This window comes from Alsobacter sp. R-9, from assembly GCF_054612375.1.
In genome coordinates this window covers 117807-138484 of record NZ_JBTSWJ010000006.1, presented here as the reverse complement: position 1 = coordinate 138484, position 20678 = coordinate 117807, and the positions used below count along the sequence as shown (strand labels likewise).

Sequence of the window (20678 nt, the reverse complement as noted above, 5' to 3'; positions counted from 1 at the left end):
GGGTGTCGAGGAGCGCGCACGGCCGGGCATCCGGCCGGCCGCGCGGCCGCTTCGCGGCGCCGCCGGGGGCGGGCGAAGGGCGTGGAGGCCGGCGGTCGCCGCCGGTTCTCGGGAGGAGGCGGGATGGACCTGTCGGGGCGAATAGCGGTCATCACGGGCGCGGCGACCGGCATCGGCGCCGCCACGGCGCGGCTGTTGGCCTCGCACGGCGCGAGGATCGTCGCGGTGGATCGCAACGGGGCGGCGCTTGACGCGCTGTGCGCCGAGCTACCCGACGCACTGGCCCTGGTCGGGGACGTCGGCGACGAGGCGACGGTGGCGGCGCACGCGGCCGCCGCCCGTGCCCGCTTCGGCACGCCCGACATCCTCGTCACCGCGGCCGGCTGGTCTACGGGGAAGAGCGTCGTGGACAGCACGCTCGACGACTGGCACGCGGTGCTCAACACCAACCTCACCGGGACGTTCCTCTGGTGTCGCGCCCTTCTCCCGGGGATGGTCGAGACGCAGAGGGGGTCCATCGTGCTGGTGGGCTCGCAGCTCGCGCTGGCCGGGGGGCGCTCGAATGCGCCCTACCTCGCCTCGAAGGGCGCCGTGCTCAGCCTCGCCCGGTGCATGGCGCTCGACCACGCCGGGGACGGCATCCGCGTCAATGCGGTCGTGCCCGGCGCCATCGACACCCCGCTGCTCGCTCGCGCCTTCAACCGGAGCCCGGATCCCGAGGGCGCGAAGGCACGCTCCGTCGCCCGACACCCGCTCGGCCGGCTGGGCCGTGCCGAGGAGGTGGCGCGGGCGATCCTCTTCCTGGCAGGCGACGACGCCAGCTTCACCACCGGCAGCTGCCTGATGGTGGACGGCGGGTGGCTCGCCGCGTGACGCCTTTCCTTCCCTGGTGGCCGCAGGCTTTTCGCAAAGAGCCGGCTTCCACCTTTTCGCAGCATGCCCTGGGGAGACACCCGTGATCGACGCCGCCGCCCTCGACCGCATCCGCCACCTGCTCGACGGGGTCGCCGTGCCCACCGTCGTCTCACTGCTCTACCGAAAGGGCCTGCGCGGGATGATGATGCAGGCCCCCAAGCCCCTGAACCCCGCCGCCGCCCGTTTCGTCGGCCGGGCCTTCACCGTGCGGACCATTCCCGTGCGCGAGGACCTCGTCGAGGCGACGGCGCGCGGCGAGCGGCCCAACCTGCAGGGCGAGGCGACCGCCCGGCTCGGCCCCGGCGACGTCCTCGTGGTCGCCATGGACGGCGAGACCCGCACGGCTTTCATGGGCGACATCATGACGACGCACTTCATGGCCAAGGGGGCGGCGGGCGCCGTGCTCGACGGCGGGGTGTCCGACGCCGCCGCCATCGCCACGATCCCGTTTCCGGTGTTCTGTTGCGGGACGGCGGGCACGCCGGTCACGTCGCACCGGCTCGTCGTCGAGCTGCAGGCGCCCATCGGCTGCGCGGGCGTTCCGGTGTTCCCCGGCGACATCGTCTTCGGCGATCCGAACGGAATCGTCGTGATCCCCGCACACCTTGCCGAGGAGATCGCGCAGGCCGCCGCCGACCGGGAGGCGTTCGAGGCGTGGGTCATCGCGCAGGCGCGGACTGGACGCCCGCTGAAGGGCCTCTATCCGGCGAACGAAGAGACGATGCGCGAATACGAGGCCTGGAAGGCGTCTCGGGGCTGACGGCCGCGGGGGGCGTCGGCCCGGGGGCCTCAGCCGCGCGCGCGGTACGCGGCGAGGGTCTCCGCATTCGGCGGATAGGTGCCCTCGAGCGGGGCCCCGGCCTGCAGGCGTTCGAGAAGGAAGGCCTCGAGCCGCTCCTTCTCCAGCGCCTTCTCAGCCACCGTGTCAGCCAGGTGCGCCGGCACCACGACCGCGCCCGCCGGATCGCCGACGACGATGTCGCCGTCGTAGACGGGAACGCCGCGACAGCTGATCGGCTGGCGGATGTCGACGACGACCACCCGGCCCGAGGCCGGCACCGGCGCGGACCCTGCGGAGAAGACCGGCAGCGGGACCGCGGCCAGCGCCGCGAGGTCGGCGACGCCGCCGTCGGTGACGATGCCCGCGACCCCGCGGTTGGCGAGGTGCGTGCCGATGAGGTCGCCGAACAGCGAGATGCGGGGAATGTCGCCGATGTCGGTCACGATCACCTCGCCCGCCTTCACGCCCGCGAGCGCCTGCCGGTGGGGATTGGGGAGCCTGCCCTCGGCGATCGCGACGCGGATGTCCTCGCGCATCGGGATGGCACGCAACGTGCAGGCCGGACCGGCGAAGCGACAGGTGTCGGGACTGGCGGGAGAGAGCCCCGGGATGAAGGCGTTCATGATGCCGAGGCCGAACAGCGTCTGGCTGACTGCAGGCACCCCGGCGGCCGACAGCATCTCGAGCGTCTGCTTCTCAACGGTCACCGCGTGCCTCGCGAACGTGTTCCCGACCCCGGTGCGGAACGACGCCGACAGCGTTGCGCATCGTCGGGTTCAAGTCCAGACTGTATGACAAGCTAACACTCGGGCGCGCCAATGACGCTGTTCATCCTCCGCAGATTGCTGCAGGGCGCACAGCTCATGATCGTGATGTCGATCATCGTGTTCATCGGCGTCTACCTGATCGGCAACCCGGTCGACATCCTCATCCATCCCGCGGCGACGCAGCAGCAGAAGGCCGAGATCATCGCGCGGCTCGGCCTCGACCGGCCCCTGTGGGAGCAGTACGGGCAATTCGTGCTGGGCGCCCTGCGGGGCGACCTCGGGACGAGCTACGTCTACCGGGTGCCAGCCTTCAGCCTCATCCTGAAGGCGCTCCCCGCGACGCTGGAACTGGCTCTCTCGGCGATGGTGATCGCCATCGCCATCGGCATCCCGCTCGGCCTGTGGGCCGGCTACCGGCCGAACAGCATTCCTGCGCAGGCCATCACGGCCTTCTCGATCCTGGGCTTCAGTCTTCCGACCTTCTGGGTCGGCCTGATGCTGATCGTGCTCTTCAGCGTCGACCTCGGGCTCGCACCATCGGGCGGGCGGGGCGCCACGGTCGACGTGCTGGGCGTCCCGCTGAGCATCCTCACGCTGGACGGCCTGCGCCACCTCATGCTCCCGGCGTTCAGCCTGGCCCTGTTCAAGATCGGGCTCGTCATCCGCCTGACCCGGGCCAGCATGCAGGAGACCCTGCGGCAGGACTACGTGCGGTTCGCCCGGGCCAAGGGCGTGCCCGAGCACCGGGTCGTGGTGTCGCACGTCTTCCGCAACATCCTTCTGCCCATCGTCACCGTCATCGGCATGGAGTTCGGCTCCCTCATCGCCTTCGCGGTCGTGACCGAGACGGTCTTCTCATGGCCGGGGATGGGCAAGCTCATCATCGACTCGATCGGCGTCCTCGACCGTCCGGTGATCGTCGCCTACCTCATGTTCACGGCGTTCCTCTTCGTGCTGATCAATCTCCTCGTGGACGTGGCCTATTCCGTCCTCGATCCGCGCGTGCGGCTGGCGGGGCGCTGATGACGGCAGCCGCCACCGCACCCTCGCCGCCGATCCAGCGCCCCGGACGGCTTCAGCGCGCCTGGCGCTGGATGACCGTGTTCTGCCGCAGCCCGCAGGCCGCGCTCGGCGCGGCGCTGCTCGCCCTGATCGCCGTGGTCGCCATCCTGGCGCCGTTGATCGCGCCGCAGAACCCCTACGACCTCGCCGCCCTCGACCTGATGGACAGCCGCCTGCGCCCGGGCGAGGTCGGCTCCACCGGCATGCACCACTGGCTCGGCACGGACGACCAGGGCCGGGACCTGTGGAGCGCCATCCTCCACGGATTGCGGATCAGCCTCGGCATCGGGCTGGGCGCCGGCCTGATCGCGGCCGTGATCGGCACCACCGTCGGCGTCCTCTCGGCCTACTGGGGAGGCGCTGCCGACACGCTCATCATGCGGGTCGTCGACTTCCAGCTGAGCTTCCCGGCCATCCTGATCGCGCTGGTGCTTCTCGCAGCCCTCGGCCCGGGGATCGAGAAGGTCGTGTTCGCGCTCGTGGCCGTGCAGTGGGCCTACTTCGCGCGGACCGTCCGCTCGACCGCGCTCGTCGAGCGCGAGAAGGACTACATCTCCGCCGTCCGTTCGCTGGGGATCGGCGGGCGGCGGATCGTGTTCGGCCATCTCGTGCCGAACTGCCTGCCGACCGTCCTCGTGGTCGCCGCCGTGCAGGTGGCCAACGCCATCGCGCTGGAGGCGACGCTGTCCTTTCTCGGGCTCGGCCTGCCGGTCACGCAGCCGTCGCTCGGCCTGCTGATCGCCAACGGTTTCCAGCATATTCTCGCCGGACGCACGTGGATCAGCGCCTACCCCGGGGTCGCGCTCGTGCTGCTGATCGTCGCCATCAACCTCGTCGGCGACCGCCTCCGCGACATGCTGGACCCGAGGTCGGGCTCGTGAGCGACGTCGCGCTTGCCGTCCGCGATCTCACCGTCGAGGCGGTGACGAGGGACCGCCGGGTCACGCTGGTTGACGGCATCTCGCTCGCCGTCGGGCGCGGCGAGATCCTGGCGGTGGTCGGGGAGTCGGGTTCCGGCAAGTCGATGACGGCGCTGGCCGTGATGGGGCTGCTCGAGCCGCCGGTCCGGATTGCCTCCGGCGGGGCGACGCTCGCGGGCCGGTTGATCGATCCGACGGACCGGCGCGCCATGCGCGCCATCCGCGGGCGCGACATGGCGATGATCTTCCAGGATCCGATGATGACGCTCAATCCCGTCATGCGGATCGACGAGCAGGTGTGCGAGGCGGTCACGGTGCACGATCCCTCCGTCTCTCGCGCCGAGGCCCTGCGGCGGGCGCGGGAGGCGCTGGTCACGGTCGGGATACCTGCGCCGGACGAAAGGCTCGCCGCCTATCCGCACCAGCTCTCGGGAGGCACGCGCCAGCGCATCGTGATCGCCATCGCGCTCATCAACCGCCCCGCCGTGGTGCTGGCGGACGAGCCCACGACGGCGCTCGACGTGACCACGCAGGGGCAGATCCTGCACGAGGCGAAGCGGCTGTGCCGGGAGACGGGCACGGCGATGGTGTGGATCACGCACGACCTCGCCGTGGTCGCCAGCCTCGCGGACTCCATCGCGGTGATGTACGCGGGCCGCATCGTGGAGCAGGGACCCGCCGAGCGCATCCTCTCCGCGCCCCTGCATCCCTACACCCGCGGGCTCCTCGACAGCGTGCCGATGATCGACACGAAGACGGCGCGCCTGCGCTCGATCCCCGGCATGCCGCCGGTGGCGGGGTCCATCACGGCCGGCTGCCGTTTCGCGCCGCGCTGCGGGCGCGTCGTCGACGCGTGCCGCACGGCCGAGCCGGCGCTCGTGACGTCCGACGCCGGCGACCGCCTCGTGCGGTGCCTCAGGCCCCTCGAGCCGGCGGGAGAGGCCGGATGACTGCTCCCACGCGCACACCGCCCATCCTCGCGCTCGATGGGCTCGAGATGAAGTTCGTCACGGAACTCGACGTGGCGGCCCGCCTGCTCAACCTTCTCGGCGCCCAGCACCGGCGCAAGGTTGTGCACGCGGTCGACGGGGTGACGCTGTCCGTGCAGCGCGGGGAGGTGCTGGCGCTGGTCGGCGAGTCGGGGTGCGGCAAGAGCACGCTCGGCCGGGTCGTCGCCGGGATCCTCGGGGCGACGGGCGGCACCATCCGCTACGACGGGATGGACGTCGCCGCGATGGACGGCGCCTCGCGCCGGCGCTTCGTGCGCGAGGTCCAGATGATCTTCCAGGACCCGATGACCTCGCTCAACCCGCGTCGGTCGGTGCACGACGCGATCGCGGAGGCGCCGGTCGTCCACGGGATCATCACACAGGCGGAGGCGCCGGCTACCGTCCGAGACCTCCTTGCGCGCGTCGGGCTGGACCCGAGCTACGCGGACCGGTTCCCGCACGAACTGTCGGGCGGCCAGCGCCAGCGCGTCGGCATCGCGCGGGCGCTGGCGGTGAAACCGGCGCTCATCGTCTGCGACGAGGCGACGGCGGCGCTCGACGTCTCGATCCAGGCGCAGGTCCTGAACATGTTCATGGACCTCAAGGACGAGTTCGACCTGACCTACCTGTTCATCAGCCACAACCTCGGGGCGGTGCGGCATGTCGCCGGCCGGGTGGCCGTGATGTATCTCGGCCGGATCGTGGAACTGGCTCCGGCCGACGCGATGTTCGGGCAGCCGTCGCATCCCTACACGCAGGCCCTGCTGCGCGAGGCGCCGAGCCTGAACCGCCGCAGGGCGTTCGAGCCCATCAAGGGGGAAATCCCGTCCCCGCTCGCGCCGCCGCGGGGTTGCCACTTCCACCCGCGCTGTCCCTTCGCGGTGGAGCGCTGCCGCACGGAGCGCCCCGAACTGGGGCCGCTGCAAGGCGCGGCGGCGGATCACATGATCGCCTGCCACCGCGGCGGCGAACCTGAGCTCGCCGCCGCGGCAGGGTCCGTCACTTCGGCTTGACGTTGATCGCCAGCGTCTCCTCGTCAACGCGCGGCGTGAACGTGATGGTGTCCGTGCGCGCGCCCCACAGGACGTTCAGGTGCACCAGCGGGATGACGGCCGTCTCGGCCATCACGGCGCGGGTCGCCTCCTCGAGCAGCTGCTTGCGCTGGGCCGGGTCGAGTGTCGTCGACGCCTTCTGGATCAGCGCGTCGATGGCGGCGTTCGAGTGGTGCCAGTGGTTGAAGCCGCCGAAGCCCTTGTCCTTGTCGCGGGTGTGGACGGCGGTGGTGATGAAGTAGCTGCCCTCGCCGGTCGGGGTCGAGAAGCCGTTCATCATCAGGCTGTAGTCACCCTTCGCCTGCGCCGGGATGTAGACCGCGCGCGGCGTCGCGTTGACCGTGACCGTGATGCCGATGCGCGCCAGCATCGGGCCGAGCGCTGCGCACACGGCGCCGTCGCCGGGCAGGCGGTCGGACGTGCAGTGCAGCGCGACCTTGAAGCCCTGCGGATAGCCGGCCTCGGCCATCAGCGCCTTGGCCTTTTCCACGTCGTTGGCGATCGGCTTGAGGCCGTTGTCGTAGCCGAGGAAGCCCTTGGTGAGGAACTGGTTCGCCGGGGACGCCGCGCCCTCCAGCACGCGCGAGGCCAGCGCCTCGCGGTTCACGGCCATCGAGATCGCCTCGCGGACGCGCTTGTCCCGGAAGGGGTTCTTGGCCATCGGCTGGCCGGCGTTGTCGGTGATGGTGGGCGAGGGCTCCCGGTAGTCGGTGAACAGGAAGAAGATGAAGATGCCGGAGCTCTCCACGACGCCCATGCCCGGCGTCGACTTGACGCGCGGCACGTCCGCCGCGGGAAGGCCGTTGATCAGGTCGACGCGCTTGGACAGCAGCGCGGCGACGCGCGCGCTGTCATTGGTGATCTCCGTGATCGTGACCTTGGAGAAGCCCGACTTGGGACCCCAGTAGCCGGCATAGGGCTCCAGCACCATGTCGGCGCGCGGGGTGAAGGACACCAGCTTGAACGGCCCGGTGCCGATCGCGTACTTGCCGTTGTTGAAGTCGGCCGGCGTCGCGTCGAGCGGCGTCTCCGACGGAATGACGAGCAGGCGCCCGAGATCCTGCGGCAGGGACGCGGTCGGGCCCGCGGTCTTGATGGTGACCGTCAGCGGGTCGTCCGCCGTGATGGTCTCGATGCGGCGGAGGAACGGCACGAGTCCGCCGTCGGTCGGGGCGACCTTGCGGATGCGGGCCAGCGAGTGGACCACGTCCTGCGCGTCGAAGCTGCTGCCGTCATGGAACTTGACGCCGGGACGCAGCTTCACCTTCCACGTGACGGGGTCGACGAGTTCCCACGACAGGGCGAGGCCCGGCGAGGGCTGCAGGCTGTCGTCGAGCGCGACGAGCGACTCGAACACGTTCTTGGCCGAACCGATGTTGGAGCCCACGCCGGAAGCGTGGGGATCCATGCTTTCGCCGCCCGCGCGGACACCGATCTTCAGCTCCTGCGACATGGCCGGCGTCGCCAGGAAGATCCCCAGCGCCAGCGTCGCGACAATGCTCCTGCTTCGCATGTTCCGTGTCTCCTGAGTGAAGGACCGCGCTGTCCGGCGCGTCGGCAGGCGTCTTGGTATTCCTGTATTCAATCTTACAGCCAGAACGGGACGCAAGACCGAATCGGCTTCCGCGCCATGATCGGACCGCTGCCGGAACGAGCCGCCGCTTCCTTGGGCAGCGGACGGTCCCGGATGCTCACTGACGCGGCAGAAGGCGGTCCATCATCGACGCCAGCCGGCGCCGCTGCTCCGCCGGATCGGGGAACAGGTTCGCCATGCCGCGCTCGCCGACCTCTGTGATTCCCGGGACCACGGCTTCGACGATCTGACGCTTCACCTCGATGCGCCTCGGCGGCGAGCGCAGCAGCAGGCGGCTGGCGAGATCGGTCGAGACCTCGTCGTCGAAGACGCTTTCCCAGGCGGTGCGCTCGGGCCCGAAGCCGAAGGCCGGCCGCGCGTCGCGCGGGGCGGCGCGCAACGCTGCCGTCGCCGTCGCGTCCAGGCGGCCGTCCTCCACCACGACGCCGTAGTCGCGGCGTGCCGCCGCGGCGCTGACGAAGCCGGCGCGCACGTCGAGAAGGACCTTTTCGGCCTCCCGTTCGAACGGATCGCCGAAGCCGCCTCCGCCGGCGGTCATCACCGTGATGGTGTCGCCGGGCTGCATCACGACCATGTCGATCTTGCCGATGTCGCGCGCGCCGGGCTTCCCCTGGTTCAGGATGACCCGGCAGGTGGCGCCAGGGCCGCCGCCGGCAGCGCCCCAGGGGCGGAAGACGAAGCGCTCGAGGCCGCGGGCAAGGACCGACGAGCCCTCCCGCAGGATGCGGAAGCGCATCACGAGCCCCGTCCCGCCTCGCCACCGGCCGGGACCGGCGCTGTCGACGCGCAGGCCGTATTCCTCGATCAGCACGCCGACGTCGGCCTCGCTGCGCTCCAGCGGCGTGTTGTAGAGGTTGGCCAGGCCGCTGTCGCGGCCGTCGACCCCGTCCATGCCCGACTGGGCACCGGTGCCGCCGACCAGCATCTGGATCACCGACAGCTTCCGGTTGCCTGTGCGAGGGTCCTGCTCGGCGATGACGATGGGCACGTTGGTGCCGCCGGACGGTGCCGGGATCAGCCCCGGCAGCGCGGTCGTCAGCACGCCGACGAGGGTGTCGTTGACGCGCACGGCCGTCGCGTGCCGCACGCCGACGGCTGCGGGGAACTCAGGGTTGAGAACGGTTCCCTTCGGCACCTTGACGGTGATGTTCTCGAAGAGCCCGTAGTTCAGGGGGATCGTCGGGTCCCACGTGCCGACGAGGTGCATCAGCTTCAGCGTCAGCCACGGGTGCCGGATGCCGCCCGTGGGCACGTTGTAGGCCGAGCCGACCTGCGGATCGGTGCCTGCATAGTCGAGGTCGACCATCCCGTCGCGGACCCGCATCGTGCAGCGGACACGGATCGGCACGCGGGTGGCGAAGTCGTCGTCCATATAGTCCCAGAAGCTGTATTCGCCGTCCGGGATGCGGCGCTGGACATCACGGGACTTCGCAGCGGCCCAGACCGTGAGGTCGTTCGCCGCTGCCTCGAAGGCCGCGATTCCATGGCGCTTGATGATGGCCGCCACCCGCTGCTCGCCGACTGTCAGCGCCGCCAGCATGGCGTTGACGTCGGCGAGGTTGAGGTCGGGCACGCGGCAATTGGCGCGGTAGAGGGCGAGCAGCGTCTTGTTGATCCGCCCCTCCTCGACGAGCTTCATCGGGGGGATCTGAAGCCCTTCCTGGAACAGCTCGTTGAAGCGGGGGCTGATGCTCGACGGCACGCCCCCTCCGATGTCGGCGGAGTGGATGAAATCCCAGCCGTAGCAGACGATCCGACCCTCGTGGAAATAGGGCCGGATCAGCTGCAGGTCCGGCATGTGCGTGGAGAGGCCGCCGCTCGCGTAGGGGTGGTTGGTGATGATGACGTCGCCGGGCGCGAGCTCGCCGACGGCCTCGATCGCCTGGCGGCAGTCGAGGTCGAGGAAGCCCGAGACCCCGAGGGCCTCCGGATAGGCGAAGAACTTCCCGTTGAGGTTGGCCAGTGCCGTCCCGAAGTCGTGCGCATCCTTGACGTAGGTCGAGCGCGCGGCGCGTGCCAGCGTGATCGCCATTTCCTCCGCGCAGGCCCGGAGCTTCTGGTGCAGGACTTCCAGCGTGACGGGATCGAGCTTCATGCCGGTGTCCTCTCGAGACGGAGGCTGCCGTGCCGGTCGCACACGATGTCCCAGCCGGCGAGCGCGAGCGTCGTGGTGTCCAGCTGCTCGACGATGGCCGGTCCGCTGAGCCGCGCGCCGCGCCCGATCGCGGCCCGGTCGTAGACGGGCACGTCGAGGCCGTCGTCGAGGTGGACGCGGCGCCACTCCTTCGGCGCCGGCGGCGCAATCTCGGCCGCGTCCGGGAGCGGCACGGGGGCGAGGAGGCCGGTGGCCGCGAGCCGCACGTTCATCACCTCCACCGCGCTGCCGACCTCGCGGAACCCGTAGGCCCGCTCGTGGGCGAGGTGGAACGCCTCGACGGCGGACGCCTCGTCGAGGCTGCCGTCCGCGCCGGGCGAAAGGCCTATCGGCAGCTCATAGGACTGCCCCGGATACCGCATGTCGCAGGAGAGCGTGAAGGCGTGGTCGCGGATCAGCTCGCCTTCCTGCACGATCCAGGCGGTCGCCTCGACGCGAAGGGTCTCGACGAGCTGGGACACGAGGGCGAACCCCGCGCCTGTGTCGCCGATGGGGACGCGCGCGGGCCGGACGAAATCGCGCCGGACGTCCGAGATGAGGGCACCCAGCGCACAGAAGGTGCCGGGCGAAGGCGGAATGAGGATCGAACCGACATGGGCCTCGTCGGCGAGGATGTTTGCCATCGTCGGTCCCGCGCCGCCAAAGGCGATCAGGACGCAGTCGCGCGGGTCCGTTCCCTTCTGGGCGAGGAACTTGGTGAGCTCGGTCGACATGCGCGCGGCGGCGATGCGGATGATCGCGTCGGCCGCCGCGGTCGCATCGGCAAGACCGAGCGAGGTGGCGGTCTCCGAGAGGGCGGCCCTCGCCTTCCCGGCGTCCAGTTTCATGCGTCCGCCCAGGAACCGGTCCGGATGGAGGACGCCGAGCACCAGCAACGCGTCGGTGATCGTCGGGACCGAGCCTCCGCGCCCGTAGGAGATGGGACCCGGGTCGGCGCCGGCACTGTCGGGGCCGACCTTGAGGATGCCCTGGCCGTCGAGCCAGGCGAGCGAGCCTCCGCCGGCGCCCACGGCCGAGACGTTCACGACCGGCAGCATCAGCGGGTAGTCGCCGACCATGGAGGTGCGTGCGAACTCGAACTCGCCATCGGTGACGGTCGCCACGTCCGTCGAGGTCCCGCCCATGTCGAAGGTGAGCAGGTAGGGCAACCCGTCGCCGAAATGGGCGGCAGCCCGCACGCCGGAGGCCGGCCCCGAGAGGATCGTGTCGATCGGCCGCTCTCGCGCGGTCGCCACGCTCATGGCCCCGCCATTGTTCGAGGTGATCGTCACGGGCGCGGTGACGCCCATGGCCGCGAGGCGCTCCGTGAGCCGGTCGAGGTACGACGCCATCAGCGGATGGACATAGGCGTTGAGGACCGCGATCAGGGCGCGCTCGTACTCGCGCAGCTCGGGCCACAGTGTCGCCGACGCGCTGACGAGCACGTCGGGCAGGCGGCGCCGCAGTCCCTCGGCCACGGCGGTTTCGAGTGTGGGGTCGCGATAGGAGTTGAGCAGCATGACGGCGACGGCGCCGAAGCCGCGCGCCCCCAGCTCGGTCGCCAGCCTGTCCAGCTCGGCCTCGTCGATCCCGGCCTCGACGGTGCCGTCGGCCATCATCCGCGCGCCGATCTCGTAGACGTTCTCGCGCGGGACGAGCGACTTCTCCCGCCCGATCCTGAAGTTGTAGGAGTTGGGGAGCCGGCCCCGCGCCAGTTCCATGACGTCGCGGTTGCCGCGGCTCACGACGAGCGCCACCGGCGAGCCGCGCTCCTGGATGACCGCATTGAGGGCGAGGGTGGTCCCGTGCGCGATGAGCGCGATGTCGGAGGCGACGGCTCCGGCCCGCTCCAGCAGGGCCGCGACGCCGCTGGCGACTGCCCGCGAGGGATCGGCGGGGACCGACGGCTCCTTGTGGAAGATGAGTCCGCCGGCCGCGAGGTCGGCCATCACGAAGTCCGTGAAGGTGCCGCCGACGTCGACGCCGATCCGGTAACGTCCCGGCCCGCTCCCCCTGCCGCCCATGCGCCGCTCCGCGTTGCCGTTCTCCAAGTTGTATGATTGTATACCAACGAGTCAATCGCCGTGGGCGAAGGACCAGAGCGGAGGATCGCAATGCCCGACCGGCGGCACGATTTCTATCTCCTGACGCCCGGCCCAGTGACCGTTGCGCCGTCAGTGAAGCAGGAAATGCTCCGGGACCGGAGCCCGAACGGCGACGAGATGATGGCGCAGGTCAACGCCATCCGCGCCTATCTCCTCGAGATCTGCAACGGCGTCGGCACCCACGAGTGCGTGCCCGTCCAGGGCAGCGCCACCTTCGCGATCGAGGGCGTGTTCCACACGCTGGTGCCGAAGGGATCGACGATCCTCGTGATCCAGAACGGCTTCTACGGCATCCGCCTGAAGGAGGTCGCGGAAGGTGTCGGTCACAGGGTCGTGATGCTGGAGCTGCCGCTCACGGTGACACCCACCGAAGCCGACCTCGACGCGGTGATCGACGAGAATCCCGGCATCACGCACATGATCATGTGTCACGTCGACACAGGCACCGGGATCTACAATCCCGTCGAGCCGCTGGCGGCCGTGGCGCGGCGGCGCGGCATCAGGCTGCTGATCGACGCCGTCGCCTCGTTCGGCTCCTTCCCCCTCGACGTGAAGGCCCTGGGCATCGAGGCAGTGATGATCTCGCCGAACAAGGGCCTGGAGGGTGTCCCCGGTGTCGGCATCGTGATCTGCCGGCGCGACGTGCTGGAGGCGTCGGCCGGGCGCTCGCCATCGGTGGTGCTCGACCTGCATGCCCAGTGGGCTTTCATGGAATCGCGCGGGTGGTGGCGCTTCACGCCCCCCACGCACGTGCTGGCCGCCCTGGCCAAGGCCTGCGAGCGTCACAAGGCCGAGGGCGGCGTCGCGGCGCGCGGCGAACGTTACCGGCGCAACTGGCGCCGCCTCGTCGACGGGCTGCGCCAGCGCGGGTTCAGGACGCTTCTGCCGGACACCGTCGCTGCGCCCATCATCGCGACCTTCATGGATCCCGACGATCCCGCTTACGACTTCCAGAAGTTCTATGCGGCGATGGAGCGGCGGGGGATCGTGATCTTCCCCGGCCGGCTCACGGCGGCAGGGACGTTCCGCATCGGCTGCATGGGCGACATCGTGGAGGACGACATCTCCGTCATCCTCGACGCGATCGAGGAGTCGATGCAGGAGATCGGCGTGACGCGCACGATTCCCCGCGTCGAAGAGAGGGCCTGACCGGCATGGCCAATCGCCACCGGGTCCTGATCATCGACCCGCAGTTCGCGACGGAGCCGGACGTCGAGCGTACCGTCCTGCACGAGGATCGCTACGACATCGCCATCTGGCGGCCGGAGGGCGCGGAGCCCGTCCCGGCCGAACGCCTGGCGTGGGCGGATGCGGTGCTGAACTGCCGCAGCCGGCACGGGCTGAAGGGCGGGGCGGTGGCGGCGATGGAGCGGACGCGGATCGTCGTGCAGGCCGGCGTCGGCTTCAACCACATCGATCTCGACGCATGCGGCGCGCGCGGCATCCCTGTGTGCAACACGCCGGACTACGGCACCATGGAGGTCGCCGACCACGCCCTCGCGATGACGCTCTCGATGCTGCGCGGCGTGACGGCCTACCACATGCGCCTGCTGACGCGCGACGATGCGTGGGCGACCCTGTCGCTTCCTCTCGCGCCCGTCCGGCGCCTGCGGGGCCTGACGTTCGGTGTCGTGGGGATGGGGCGCATCGGCACGGCCGCGGCCCTGCGGGCCAAGGCATTCGAGATGCGGGTCGCGTTCTTCGACCCCTACCTGCCTCCGGGCGCAGAACTGTCCTTCGGCTTCACGCGGGCGTCGACGCTCGACGAGCTCATGGCCATGAGCGACGTCGTCAGCATCCATTGCCCCCTGACGAAGGAGACGGCCGGCTTCATCAATGATCGCGCGCTGGCGGCGTCGAAGCCGGGCGCGGTCCTCGTGAACACGGCGCGCGGCGGCGTGGTCGATCTCGATGCGGTCGAGCGTGCCCTGCGCTCGGGGCGACTGGTGGGTGCGGCGCTCGACGTCCTGCCGGTCGAGCCGCTCGACCGCTCGCATCCGCTGATCGCGGCGTGGACGCGGCAGGAGCCGTGGCTCGAAGGGCGGCTGATCATCACCCCGCACGCAGCCTTCTTCACTCCCGAGAGCCTGTCCGACATGCGCCGGCTGTCGGCGCAGGCGATCTTCGACTTCTTCGAGGACGGCAAGCTGCGCAGCTGCGTCAATCTCGACAGCCTCGACATGCGCCGGATGGCGGGCGACGCAGAGGGCGGTCGCTGACGGCTGCTCCCGTCCCGGACGCTCAGGCCGTCACGCGCCCCGTGACGACGATGTGCTGCCCCTGCAGCACGGGGGCCGCCCAGGCCTGCGCGATGACCACGCCGTCGACGCCTGCGCGCGCCTTCCACGGGGGCAGGTCCAACCGCTCGAAGTCGTGCAGAAGGCCGACAGGCTCGCCCGCCCTCACCATCGTGCCGCAGGCCATCAGCGGTTCGTAGTGCCCAGCGAAGGGTGCGACCGTGAAGCAGTCGCGGTCGACCATCGAGGCCTTGATCTGCGTCCCCGCGGCGTGGTGCGCGATAGGCTGGATGTCGCCGGTGAGCTGCCCGTGACGGATTGCGGCGGCCAGGACGCCCTGGCGGCCGTAGCGGACGCCCTCGTGGCTCACGGCGCCGCCGTGGCCGAGTTCCGTCCCGACGGTGATCTTGCCCAGCCGTTCCGCCTCGCTGGGCAGCAGGCCCGGCGTCTCGTTCTGGTAGGTGATGACGAGCGGCGTGCCGAACCAGCGCGCCGTCTCCTCGATCAGCTTTCCCTGCACCGGATCGTCGATGGGATGGAAGCTCGCGGACGGAGCGAACCGCGCCACCTGCCCGCCGGAATGCAGGTCGATGACGACGTGGACGTGCGGCCAGATGAAGGTTCGCACGAAGTCGGCGATGCGGTGCGTGATGCCGGCAAGGGCCGGGGTCCTCCCGGCGTCGCGCACGAAGGCGCGGTTGAGATTGACGCGGTCGTCGAGCGTGGAGTCCCGCGTGCCGGCGCGGAACGCCGCGGGGTTGAGGACCGGCACGAGGATGATCCGGCCGCGGACGTCGGGCAGGGCGATCGTGTCCGTCAGATGCCGGAGCGCGATCGGCCCTTCGTACTCGTTGCCGTGGTTGGATCCGAAGGCCACGAGCCCCTGTCCCGGGCGCGCCTCCGGGCCGACGAAGACCGTGAGGGGGATCAGGTGGTCGCCCCAGATCGAATCGTGTTCCAGAGCGACGTGGTAGTCGCGCCGGCCGGGGCTCTCGAGGTCGAGGCCGGATGGGCGGACGATGCGGCGTTCGGCGGGCATGACGCCTCCTCAGTTGACGCGGTGGGAGCGCACGAAGTCGGTATCGATCTCGACGCCGGCTCCGGGCGCGTCCGGGATCAGCACGGTGCCGTCTTCCTCGAGCCGGAAGGGCGCGCCGCGGGTGACGCCGCGCGTCAGGGCGCTCTGGCTGACGTTGAATTCGACGAACCGGGCACGGGGCAGGGTGGCGATCAACTGGAGGCTGTAGCCCGTCAGAAGATGCGTGAGCCACGAATGCGGGACGAGGTCGATCCCCGCCTCCTCCGCCATCTGCGCGACGCGGCGCGCCACGGTGAGGCCGCCGCAGCGCGACAGGTCGGGCTGGATGACGTCGACGCAGCCGGCGCCGATGAAGCGCTCGAAGTCCCACACGGTGGCGACCTGCTCGCCGGCAGCGACGGGCACGGGGCTTTCCGCGCGCACGGCGGCGTACTCGTCGAACCGATCCGGGTGGATGAAGTCCTCCACCCAACCGACGCGGTAGTCCGCCAGCCACTGGCACAGGGCGATGGCCTCGCGGCGAGAGCGCATGGGCCCGGGCTTGGACCAGCCCACCGGATACCAGCCGGGATCGACGAGCAGGTGCCGGTCCGGCCCCAGCGCCTCCCGTGCGGCGGCGACGAGTTCACGGTCGCGGCCCGGATCCTCGCCGAAGACGCCCCAGCCAAACTTCACGGCCCGGAAGCCGAGGTCCACGTAGGCCCGTGCCGCTGCGGCCATGCCCTCCGGCGTGTCGCGGAACAGGGTCGACGCGTAGGCGGTGATCCGGTCGCGGCGGCGCCCGCCTAGGAGCGTCGCCAGCGGCATCCCCGCGGCCTGCGAGCGGATGGACCACAGGCAGTTGTCGATCGCCGAGATGCACTGCATCGCGATCCCGCGCCGCCCGTAGTAGGCGCTGCCGACGTAAAGCCGGTGCCACAGCCTCTCGACGTCCAGAGGGTTTTCGCCGACGAGCAACTCGGAGAGGGACTTGAACCCCATCACGGCCATGCCCGGGCCGGCGATGATGGCCACGGCGGGCGGGGCCAGCGTCTCCACGTCGGCCCAGCCCTCGAGCCCCTCGTCCGTCGCCACGCGGACCAGCAACTGCCAGTCGCCGTTGTCGGTGGCCTCCGCGCCCGTCGCCGTCGAGCCGTAGCTCTCCGCGCCCTTGAGCAGGATTGGTTCGACGGCGGTGATGCGCATGTCGCGTCTCCTCTGGTGGCGGGGTCAGGTCGGGTTCGGCCCTAGCCGGCCGGTGTTCTCCGCGAAGTGGCACGCAACGGCATGACCCGGGAGGATCTCCCGCAGCGGCGGCACCTCGGCGGAACAGATCGGCTGCGCCAGCGGACAGCGACGATGGAAGTGGCAGCCGGGCGGCGGGTCGAGTGGGGTAGGGATCTCCCCGCTCAGCCTCTCGCGCCTGCGCCTGTGCCGGGGGTGGGAGGCGGGCACCGAGTCGAGCAGCGCCTGGGTGTAGGGGTGGCGCGGATCGCGGTAGAGTTCCGGCTTGGCAGCGACCTCGACCAGGCGGCCGAGATACATCACCGCCACCCGGTCGCTGATGTGCCGGACGACCGCGAGGTCGTGGGCGATGAAGAGGTAGGAGAGACCGAGCTCCTGCTGGAGGTCCTGCAGCAGGTTGATGATCTGGGCCTGCACGGACACGTCGAGCGCGGAGACCGCCTCGTCGCAGACGACGAACCGCGGCTTCGGCGCAATGGCGCGGGCGATGCCGATGCGCTGGCGCTGGCCGCCCGAGAACTCGTGCGGGTAGCGCGAGACATGCGTCGCTGGCAGGCCCACGAGATCGAGCAGTCGCCGCGCTTCGCGCGCGAGATCGGCCCTGCTCCGGCCCCCCTGCACGACCAGCGGCTCCAGGATGATGTCCTCCACCGTCATGCGCGGGTCGAGGGCGCCGTAGGGATCCTGGAAGACGATCTGCATGGCGCTGCGCATCGTGCGCATCCGCTCGGGTGAGAGGGCCAGAAGGTCTTCCCCGTCGAACAGCACGCGGCCCGCGGAGGGCTCGATGAGGCGAAGAATGAGCCGGCCTGTCGTCGACTTGCCGCAGCCCGACTCGCCGACGAGCCCCAGCGTCTCGCGCCGGCCGACGGTGAAGGACACGTCGTCGACGGCCTTCACCCGTGCCACCTCCCGCTCGACGAGGAGGCCTTCCCGGATGGGAAAATGCTTGCCGAGGCCCTCGACCTGCAGCAGGGGCGCGTCCGCGTTCATCAGGCGCCGTCCCCCGTTGGCGCCGCCGCGCGAACGGCGTCCGTCCTGAGGCATGCCGCATCGTGGCCCGTGCCGACGCGCGTCAACGGTGGCCGCCCCTCGTCGCAGGAGGCAATTCGCCAGTCGCAGCGCGGCGCGAAGCGGCAACCGGGGGGAAGCGACCCGGGCGCGGGCAGCGTGCCGGGGATCGTGCGCAGCCGCGGCGCGTCCTGCGTGATGTCGGGCGTCGAAGCCAGCAAGCCGCGCGTGTAGGGATGCGACGGCGCGTCGAAGATCGCTTCGACGCCTGCGGCCTCGGCGACACGGCCCGCATAGAGGACGCAGACGCGGTCCGCGAACTCGGCGATCACGCCCATGTTGTGGGTGATTACGAGGACCGCCATGCCCAGCTCCGACTGCAGGTCGCGCAGCAGGTCGAGCAATTGGGCCTGGATGGTGACGTCGAGCGCGGTCGTCGGCTCGTCGGCGAGCAGCAACTGTGGCGAGCAGGCCAGCGCCATGGCGATCATCACGCGCTGCCGCATTCCACCGGACATCTGGTGGGGGTAGTCGTCGAGGCGTCGCCGGGGCGAGGGGATGCCGACGCGGGCCAGCATGTCGACGGCCCGCTCGCGCGCGGCGGCGCGTCCCAGCCCTTCGTGGTGGACGATGGTCTCGATGATCTGGTCTCCCACCGGGAAGACAGGGTTCAGCGACGTCATCGGTTCCTGGAAGATCATGCCGATGCGCCGGCCCCGGATGGCGCGCATCCGGCGCTCCGGCAGGGCGAGAAGGTTCTCGCCTGCGAACGTGATCGTTCCCGAGGTCACCTTCGCCCCGGTTTTCGGGAGCAGGCCCATGACGGCCAGCGCCGTGACGCTCTTGCCCGAGCCGGACTCGCCGACGAGCCCGAGGACCTCCCCGGGGGCGATGTCGAAGGAGACGTCGTCGACGGCCGTGACCTGTCCCTCGTCCGAGCGGAAGACGACGCCGAGGTTGCGTACGCTGAGCAGCGGTTCGCTCATCGCGCGTCGACCTTGAGCCGGGGGTCAAGCACGTCGCGCAGGCCGTCGCCGAGGAGGTTCAGGCCGAGCACCGTGACGCCGATCGCCAGTCCCGGGGCCGCGGTGAGCCACGCCGCCTCGCGGATGTAGCCGCGGCCCTCGGCGATCAGGATGCCCCAGCTCGGGACCGTCGGCGGGGCCCCGAGCCCGAGGAAGCTCAGCACCGCCTCCGACAGCACCGCGTAGGCGAACACGAAGCTCAGCTGCACGATCAGCGGCGGCATGCAGTTCGGCAGCACGTGGCGCAGCAGGATGCGGGCGTCTCCCGCCCCGCAGGCGCGGGCCGCCTGCACGTAGTCGAGCTCCCGGACGACGAGAACGGAGGCGCGCAGGACGCGCGCCGTGCGCGGGATGTAGACCACCGCCAGGGCGATCACGACGGTCGTCACGGACGGGCCGAGCGCTGCGGCGATGCCGATGGCGAGCAGCACCGACGGGAACGCCATCAGCGCGTCGGAGAGCCGCATCAGCGGGCCGTCCAGCCTTCGGAAATAGCCGGCTGCGGCACCGAGCAGGACGCCGAAGACGGCGTTCAGCATCACCACCCAGAAGCCGATCTCGAGGCTCAGCCTGCCGCCCCACAGGACGCGGCTCACCATGTTGCGGCCGAGGTTGTCGGTGCCGAACGGAAAGTCCCAGGAAGGTTCCCGGAACCTGAACCGCACGGCCATCCTGTTGGGGTCGGACGGCGAGATCCACGGCGCGAGGATGGCCGCGAGGGCCACGGCGCCGAAGAGGATCGCCCCGGTCATGAAGGCCCTGTTGCGCAGGAGCCGGCGCGTGGTGCGACCGGGGCGGAACCGCGCCAGCAGGCCCGGCCTGACGGCGTTGACCTCAGCCGCGGCCATCGACGCGCACCCGCGGGTCGAAGACGCCGTAGAGCAGGTCGACGACGAGATTGAGCAGCATCAGGGCGGTGGCGACGAACAGCAGGCCGCCCTGGATCATCGGGTAGTCGCGCCGCAGGATCGCGTTCCCGAGCAGGGAGCCGATCCCCGGAACGCTGAAGATGGTCTCGACGATGACGGACCCTGAGATCAGCACCGAGAGGATGAGGCCGATGACGGTGACGACCGGGATCATCACATTGGCCAGCGCGTGCTTGAGGACGACGCGTGTCTCCGGGAGGCCCTTGGCGCGGGCCGTGCGGATGTAGTCCTGCCCCAGCACGTCGAGCATCGTCGAGCGGGTGATGCGGGTGAGAAGCCCGATCTGCAGGAAGGCGAGCGAGAGCGCCGGCATCGCTGCGGTCCGCAGGAACCCGACCGGATCGGCCGAGGGCGCGACGTAGCCGCCGGTCGGCAACCATCCGAGCCAGACCGAGAACAGCACGATCATCATGAGGCCGAGCCAGAAGTTCGGCAGCGACACGCCGATGAGCGCGAAGATCGACACCGCCTGGTCGACCCAGGTGTTGTGACGCAGTGCTGCCACGATGCCGGTGGCGAGGCCGAGGACGACGGTCAGCACGAGCGACAGAAGGGAGATCCAGAACGTCACGGGTGCGCGCTCCACGAGCGCCTCCGTGACGGGCTGTCCGAGCAGCAGCGAGCGGCCGAGATCGCCGCGCGCGAGGTTGGCGTAGAACGATGCCAGCTGCTCCCACAGCGGCCGGTCGAGACCGAGGTTGCGCCGGATCGCCTCGATCTCCGCCGGCGTCGCGTTGGAGCCGCCTATCACCACCGCCGGGTCGCCCGGCACGAGCTTGATGAGCCCGAAGCTGAGCAGGCTGACGAGCAGCAGCAGCGGGATCATCTGGAGCAGGCGCTTGAGCGCGTAGCGGGCCATGGATGTCGCCCCGGGCGGATGCGCGCCGGCGAGGC

General features: G+C 70.5%; 18 protein-coding genes. 8 read left to right on the top strand and 10 right to left on the bottom strand.

Features of this window, described 5'->3' with window-relative positions:
* Window positions 1–123 precede the first annotated feature (123 nt).
* Window positions 124–873 (top strand): SDR family oxidoreductase, encoded by a 750-nt coding sequence (locus ACX9GQ_RS11735; protein ID WP_459629723.1) that lies wholly within the window; start codon window positions 124–126, stop codon window positions 871–873.
* A gap of 82 nt (window positions 874–955) precedes the next feature.
* On the top strand, window positions 956–1675 hold the full coding sequence (locus tag ACX9GQ_RS11730) for an RraA family protein (protein WP_459629722.1): 720 nt from the start codon (window positions 956–958) through the stop codon (window positions 1673–1675).
* 29 nt (window positions 1676–1704) lie between these two features.
* Here ACX9GQ_RS11730 and ACX9GQ_RS11725 read toward each other — a convergent pair whose 3' ends face one another.
* Window positions 1705–2403, bottom strand: coding sequence for an RraA family protein (locus ACX9GQ_RS11725; protein ID WP_459629721.1), 699 nt, complete (start codon window positions 2401–2403; stop codon window positions 1705–1707).
* A 111-nt stretch (window positions 2404–2514) separates the two neighbouring features.
* Here ACX9GQ_RS11725 and ACX9GQ_RS11720 point away from each other — a divergent pair, with 111 nt between their 5' ends.
* The 4 genes from ACX9GQ_RS11720 to ACX9GQ_RS11705 are packed head-to-tail and all read left to right on the top strand — an operon-like array spanning window position 2515 to window position 6447.
* Window positions 2515–3486, top strand: a complete 972-nt coding sequence (locus ACX9GQ_RS11720) for an ABC transporter permease (protein WP_459629720.1) — start codon at window positions 2515–2517, stop codon at window positions 3484–3486.
* Window positions 3486–4406: an ABC transporter permease gene (locus tag ACX9GQ_RS11715; protein ID WP_459629719.1), complete on the top strand. Its 921-nt coding sequence runs from the start codon at window positions 3486–3488 to the stop codon at window positions 4404–4406. Before ACX9GQ_RS11720 ends, ACX9GQ_RS11715 begins: the two co-directional genes overlap by 1 nt.
* Window positions 4403–5395: an ABC transporter ATP-binding protein gene (locus ACX9GQ_RS11710; protein ID WP_459629718.1), complete on the top strand. Its 993-nt coding sequence runs from the start codon at window positions 4403–4405 to the stop codon at window positions 5393–5395. The genes ACX9GQ_RS11715 and ACX9GQ_RS11710 overlap by 4 nt, the downstream gene beginning before the upstream one ends.
* Window positions 5392–6447: an ABC transporter ATP-binding protein gene (locus ACX9GQ_RS11705; protein ID WP_459629717.1), complete on the top strand. Its 1056-nt coding sequence runs from the start codon at window positions 5392–5394 to the stop codon at window positions 6445–6447. The genes ACX9GQ_RS11710 and ACX9GQ_RS11705 overlap by 4 nt, the downstream gene beginning before the upstream one ends.
* On the opposite strand, the gene ACX9GQ_RS11700 is transcribed toward ACX9GQ_RS11705, so the two are convergent.
* The 3 genes from ACX9GQ_RS11700 to ACX9GQ_RS11690 form a co-directional block, all read right to left on the bottom strand.
* On the bottom strand, window positions 6434–7999 hold the full coding sequence (locus tag ACX9GQ_RS11700) for an ABC transporter substrate-binding protein (RefSeq protein WP_459629716.1): 1566 nt from the start codon (window positions 7997–7999) through the stop codon (window positions 6434–6436). The two genes, ACX9GQ_RS11705 and ACX9GQ_RS11700, sit on opposite strands and share 14 nt — an antisense overlap.
* A gap of 178 nt (window positions 8000–8177) precedes the next feature.
* Entirely contained in the window at window positions 8178–10175 is a 1998-nt protein-coding gene (locus ACX9GQ_RS11695) for a hydantoinase B/oxoprolinase family protein (RefSeq protein WP_459629715.1), read from the bottom strand.
* Window positions 10172–12238 carry a hydantoinase/oxoprolinase family protein gene (locus ACX9GQ_RS11690; RefSeq protein WP_459629714.1) on the bottom strand — a complete coding sequence of 689 codons (2067 nt, stop codon included), beginning with the start codon at window positions 12236–12238 and terminating at the stop codon, window positions 10172–10174. Before ACX9GQ_RS11690 ends, ACX9GQ_RS11695 begins: the two co-directional genes overlap by 4 nt.
* A gap of 90 nt (window positions 12239–12328) precedes the next feature.
* Here ACX9GQ_RS11690 and ACX9GQ_RS11685 point away from each other — a divergent pair, with 90 nt between their 5' ends.
* Together ACX9GQ_RS11685 and ACX9GQ_RS11680 are read left to right on the top strand one after the other, a co-directional pair.
* Window positions 12329–13468, top strand: a complete 1140-nt coding sequence (locus tag ACX9GQ_RS11685; RefSeq protein WP_459629713.1) for a 2-aminoethylphosphonate--pyruvate transaminase — start codon at window positions 12329–12331, stop codon at window positions 13466–13468.
* A gap of 5 nt (window positions 13469–13473) precedes the next feature.
* Window positions 13474–14538 (top strand): C-terminal binding protein, encoded by a 1065-nt coding sequence (locus ACX9GQ_RS11680; RefSeq protein ID WP_459629712.1) that lies wholly within the window; start codon window positions 13474–13476, stop codon window positions 14536–14538.
* A 22-nt stretch (window positions 14539–14560) separates the two neighbouring features.
* Here the strand turns inward: ACX9GQ_RS11680 and ACX9GQ_RS11675 are convergent, their stop codons facing one another.
* From ACX9GQ_RS11675 to ACX9GQ_RS11650, 6 genes are read right to left on the bottom strand one after another with little or no spacing between them, the layout of a single operon-like run.
* Entirely contained in the window at window positions 14561–15595 is a 1035-nt protein-coding gene (locus ACX9GQ_RS11675) for a M14 family metallopeptidase (protein ID WP_459629711.1), read from the bottom strand.
* A gap of 9 nt (window positions 15596–15604) precedes the next feature.
* Window positions 15605–16780, bottom strand: a complete 1176-nt coding sequence (locus ACX9GQ_RS11670) for a mandelate racemase/muconate lactonizing enzyme family protein (RefSeq protein ID WP_459629710.1) — start codon at window positions 16778–16780, stop codon at window positions 15605–15607.
* Window positions 16781–16804: 24 nt separating this feature from the next.
* Complete coding sequence (locus tag ACX9GQ_RS11665; RefSeq protein ID WP_459629709.1) at window positions 16805–17812, bottom strand: ABC transporter ATP-binding protein; 1008 nt, start codon at window positions 17810–17812, stop codon at window positions 16805–16807.
* Window positions 17812–18816, bottom strand: a complete 1005-nt coding sequence (locus tag ACX9GQ_RS11660; protein WP_459629708.1) for an ABC transporter ATP-binding protein — start codon at window positions 18814–18816, stop codon at window positions 17812–17814. The genes ACX9GQ_RS11665 and ACX9GQ_RS11660 overlap by 1 nt, the downstream gene beginning before the upstream one ends.
* A complete protein-coding gene (locus ACX9GQ_RS11655; RefSeq protein WP_459629707.1) occupies window positions 18813–19703 on the bottom strand; it encodes an ABC transporter permease in 891 nt (296 codons plus the stop codon). The genes ACX9GQ_RS11660 and ACX9GQ_RS11655 overlap by 4 nt, the downstream gene beginning before the upstream one ends.
* Complete coding sequence (locus tag ACX9GQ_RS11650; RefSeq protein WP_459629706.1) at window positions 19690–20643, bottom strand: ABC transporter permease; 954 nt, start codon at window positions 20641–20643, stop codon at window positions 19690–19692. Before ACX9GQ_RS11650 ends, ACX9GQ_RS11655 begins: the two co-directional genes overlap by 14 nt.
* Window positions 20644–20678: the final 35 nt, after the last annotated feature.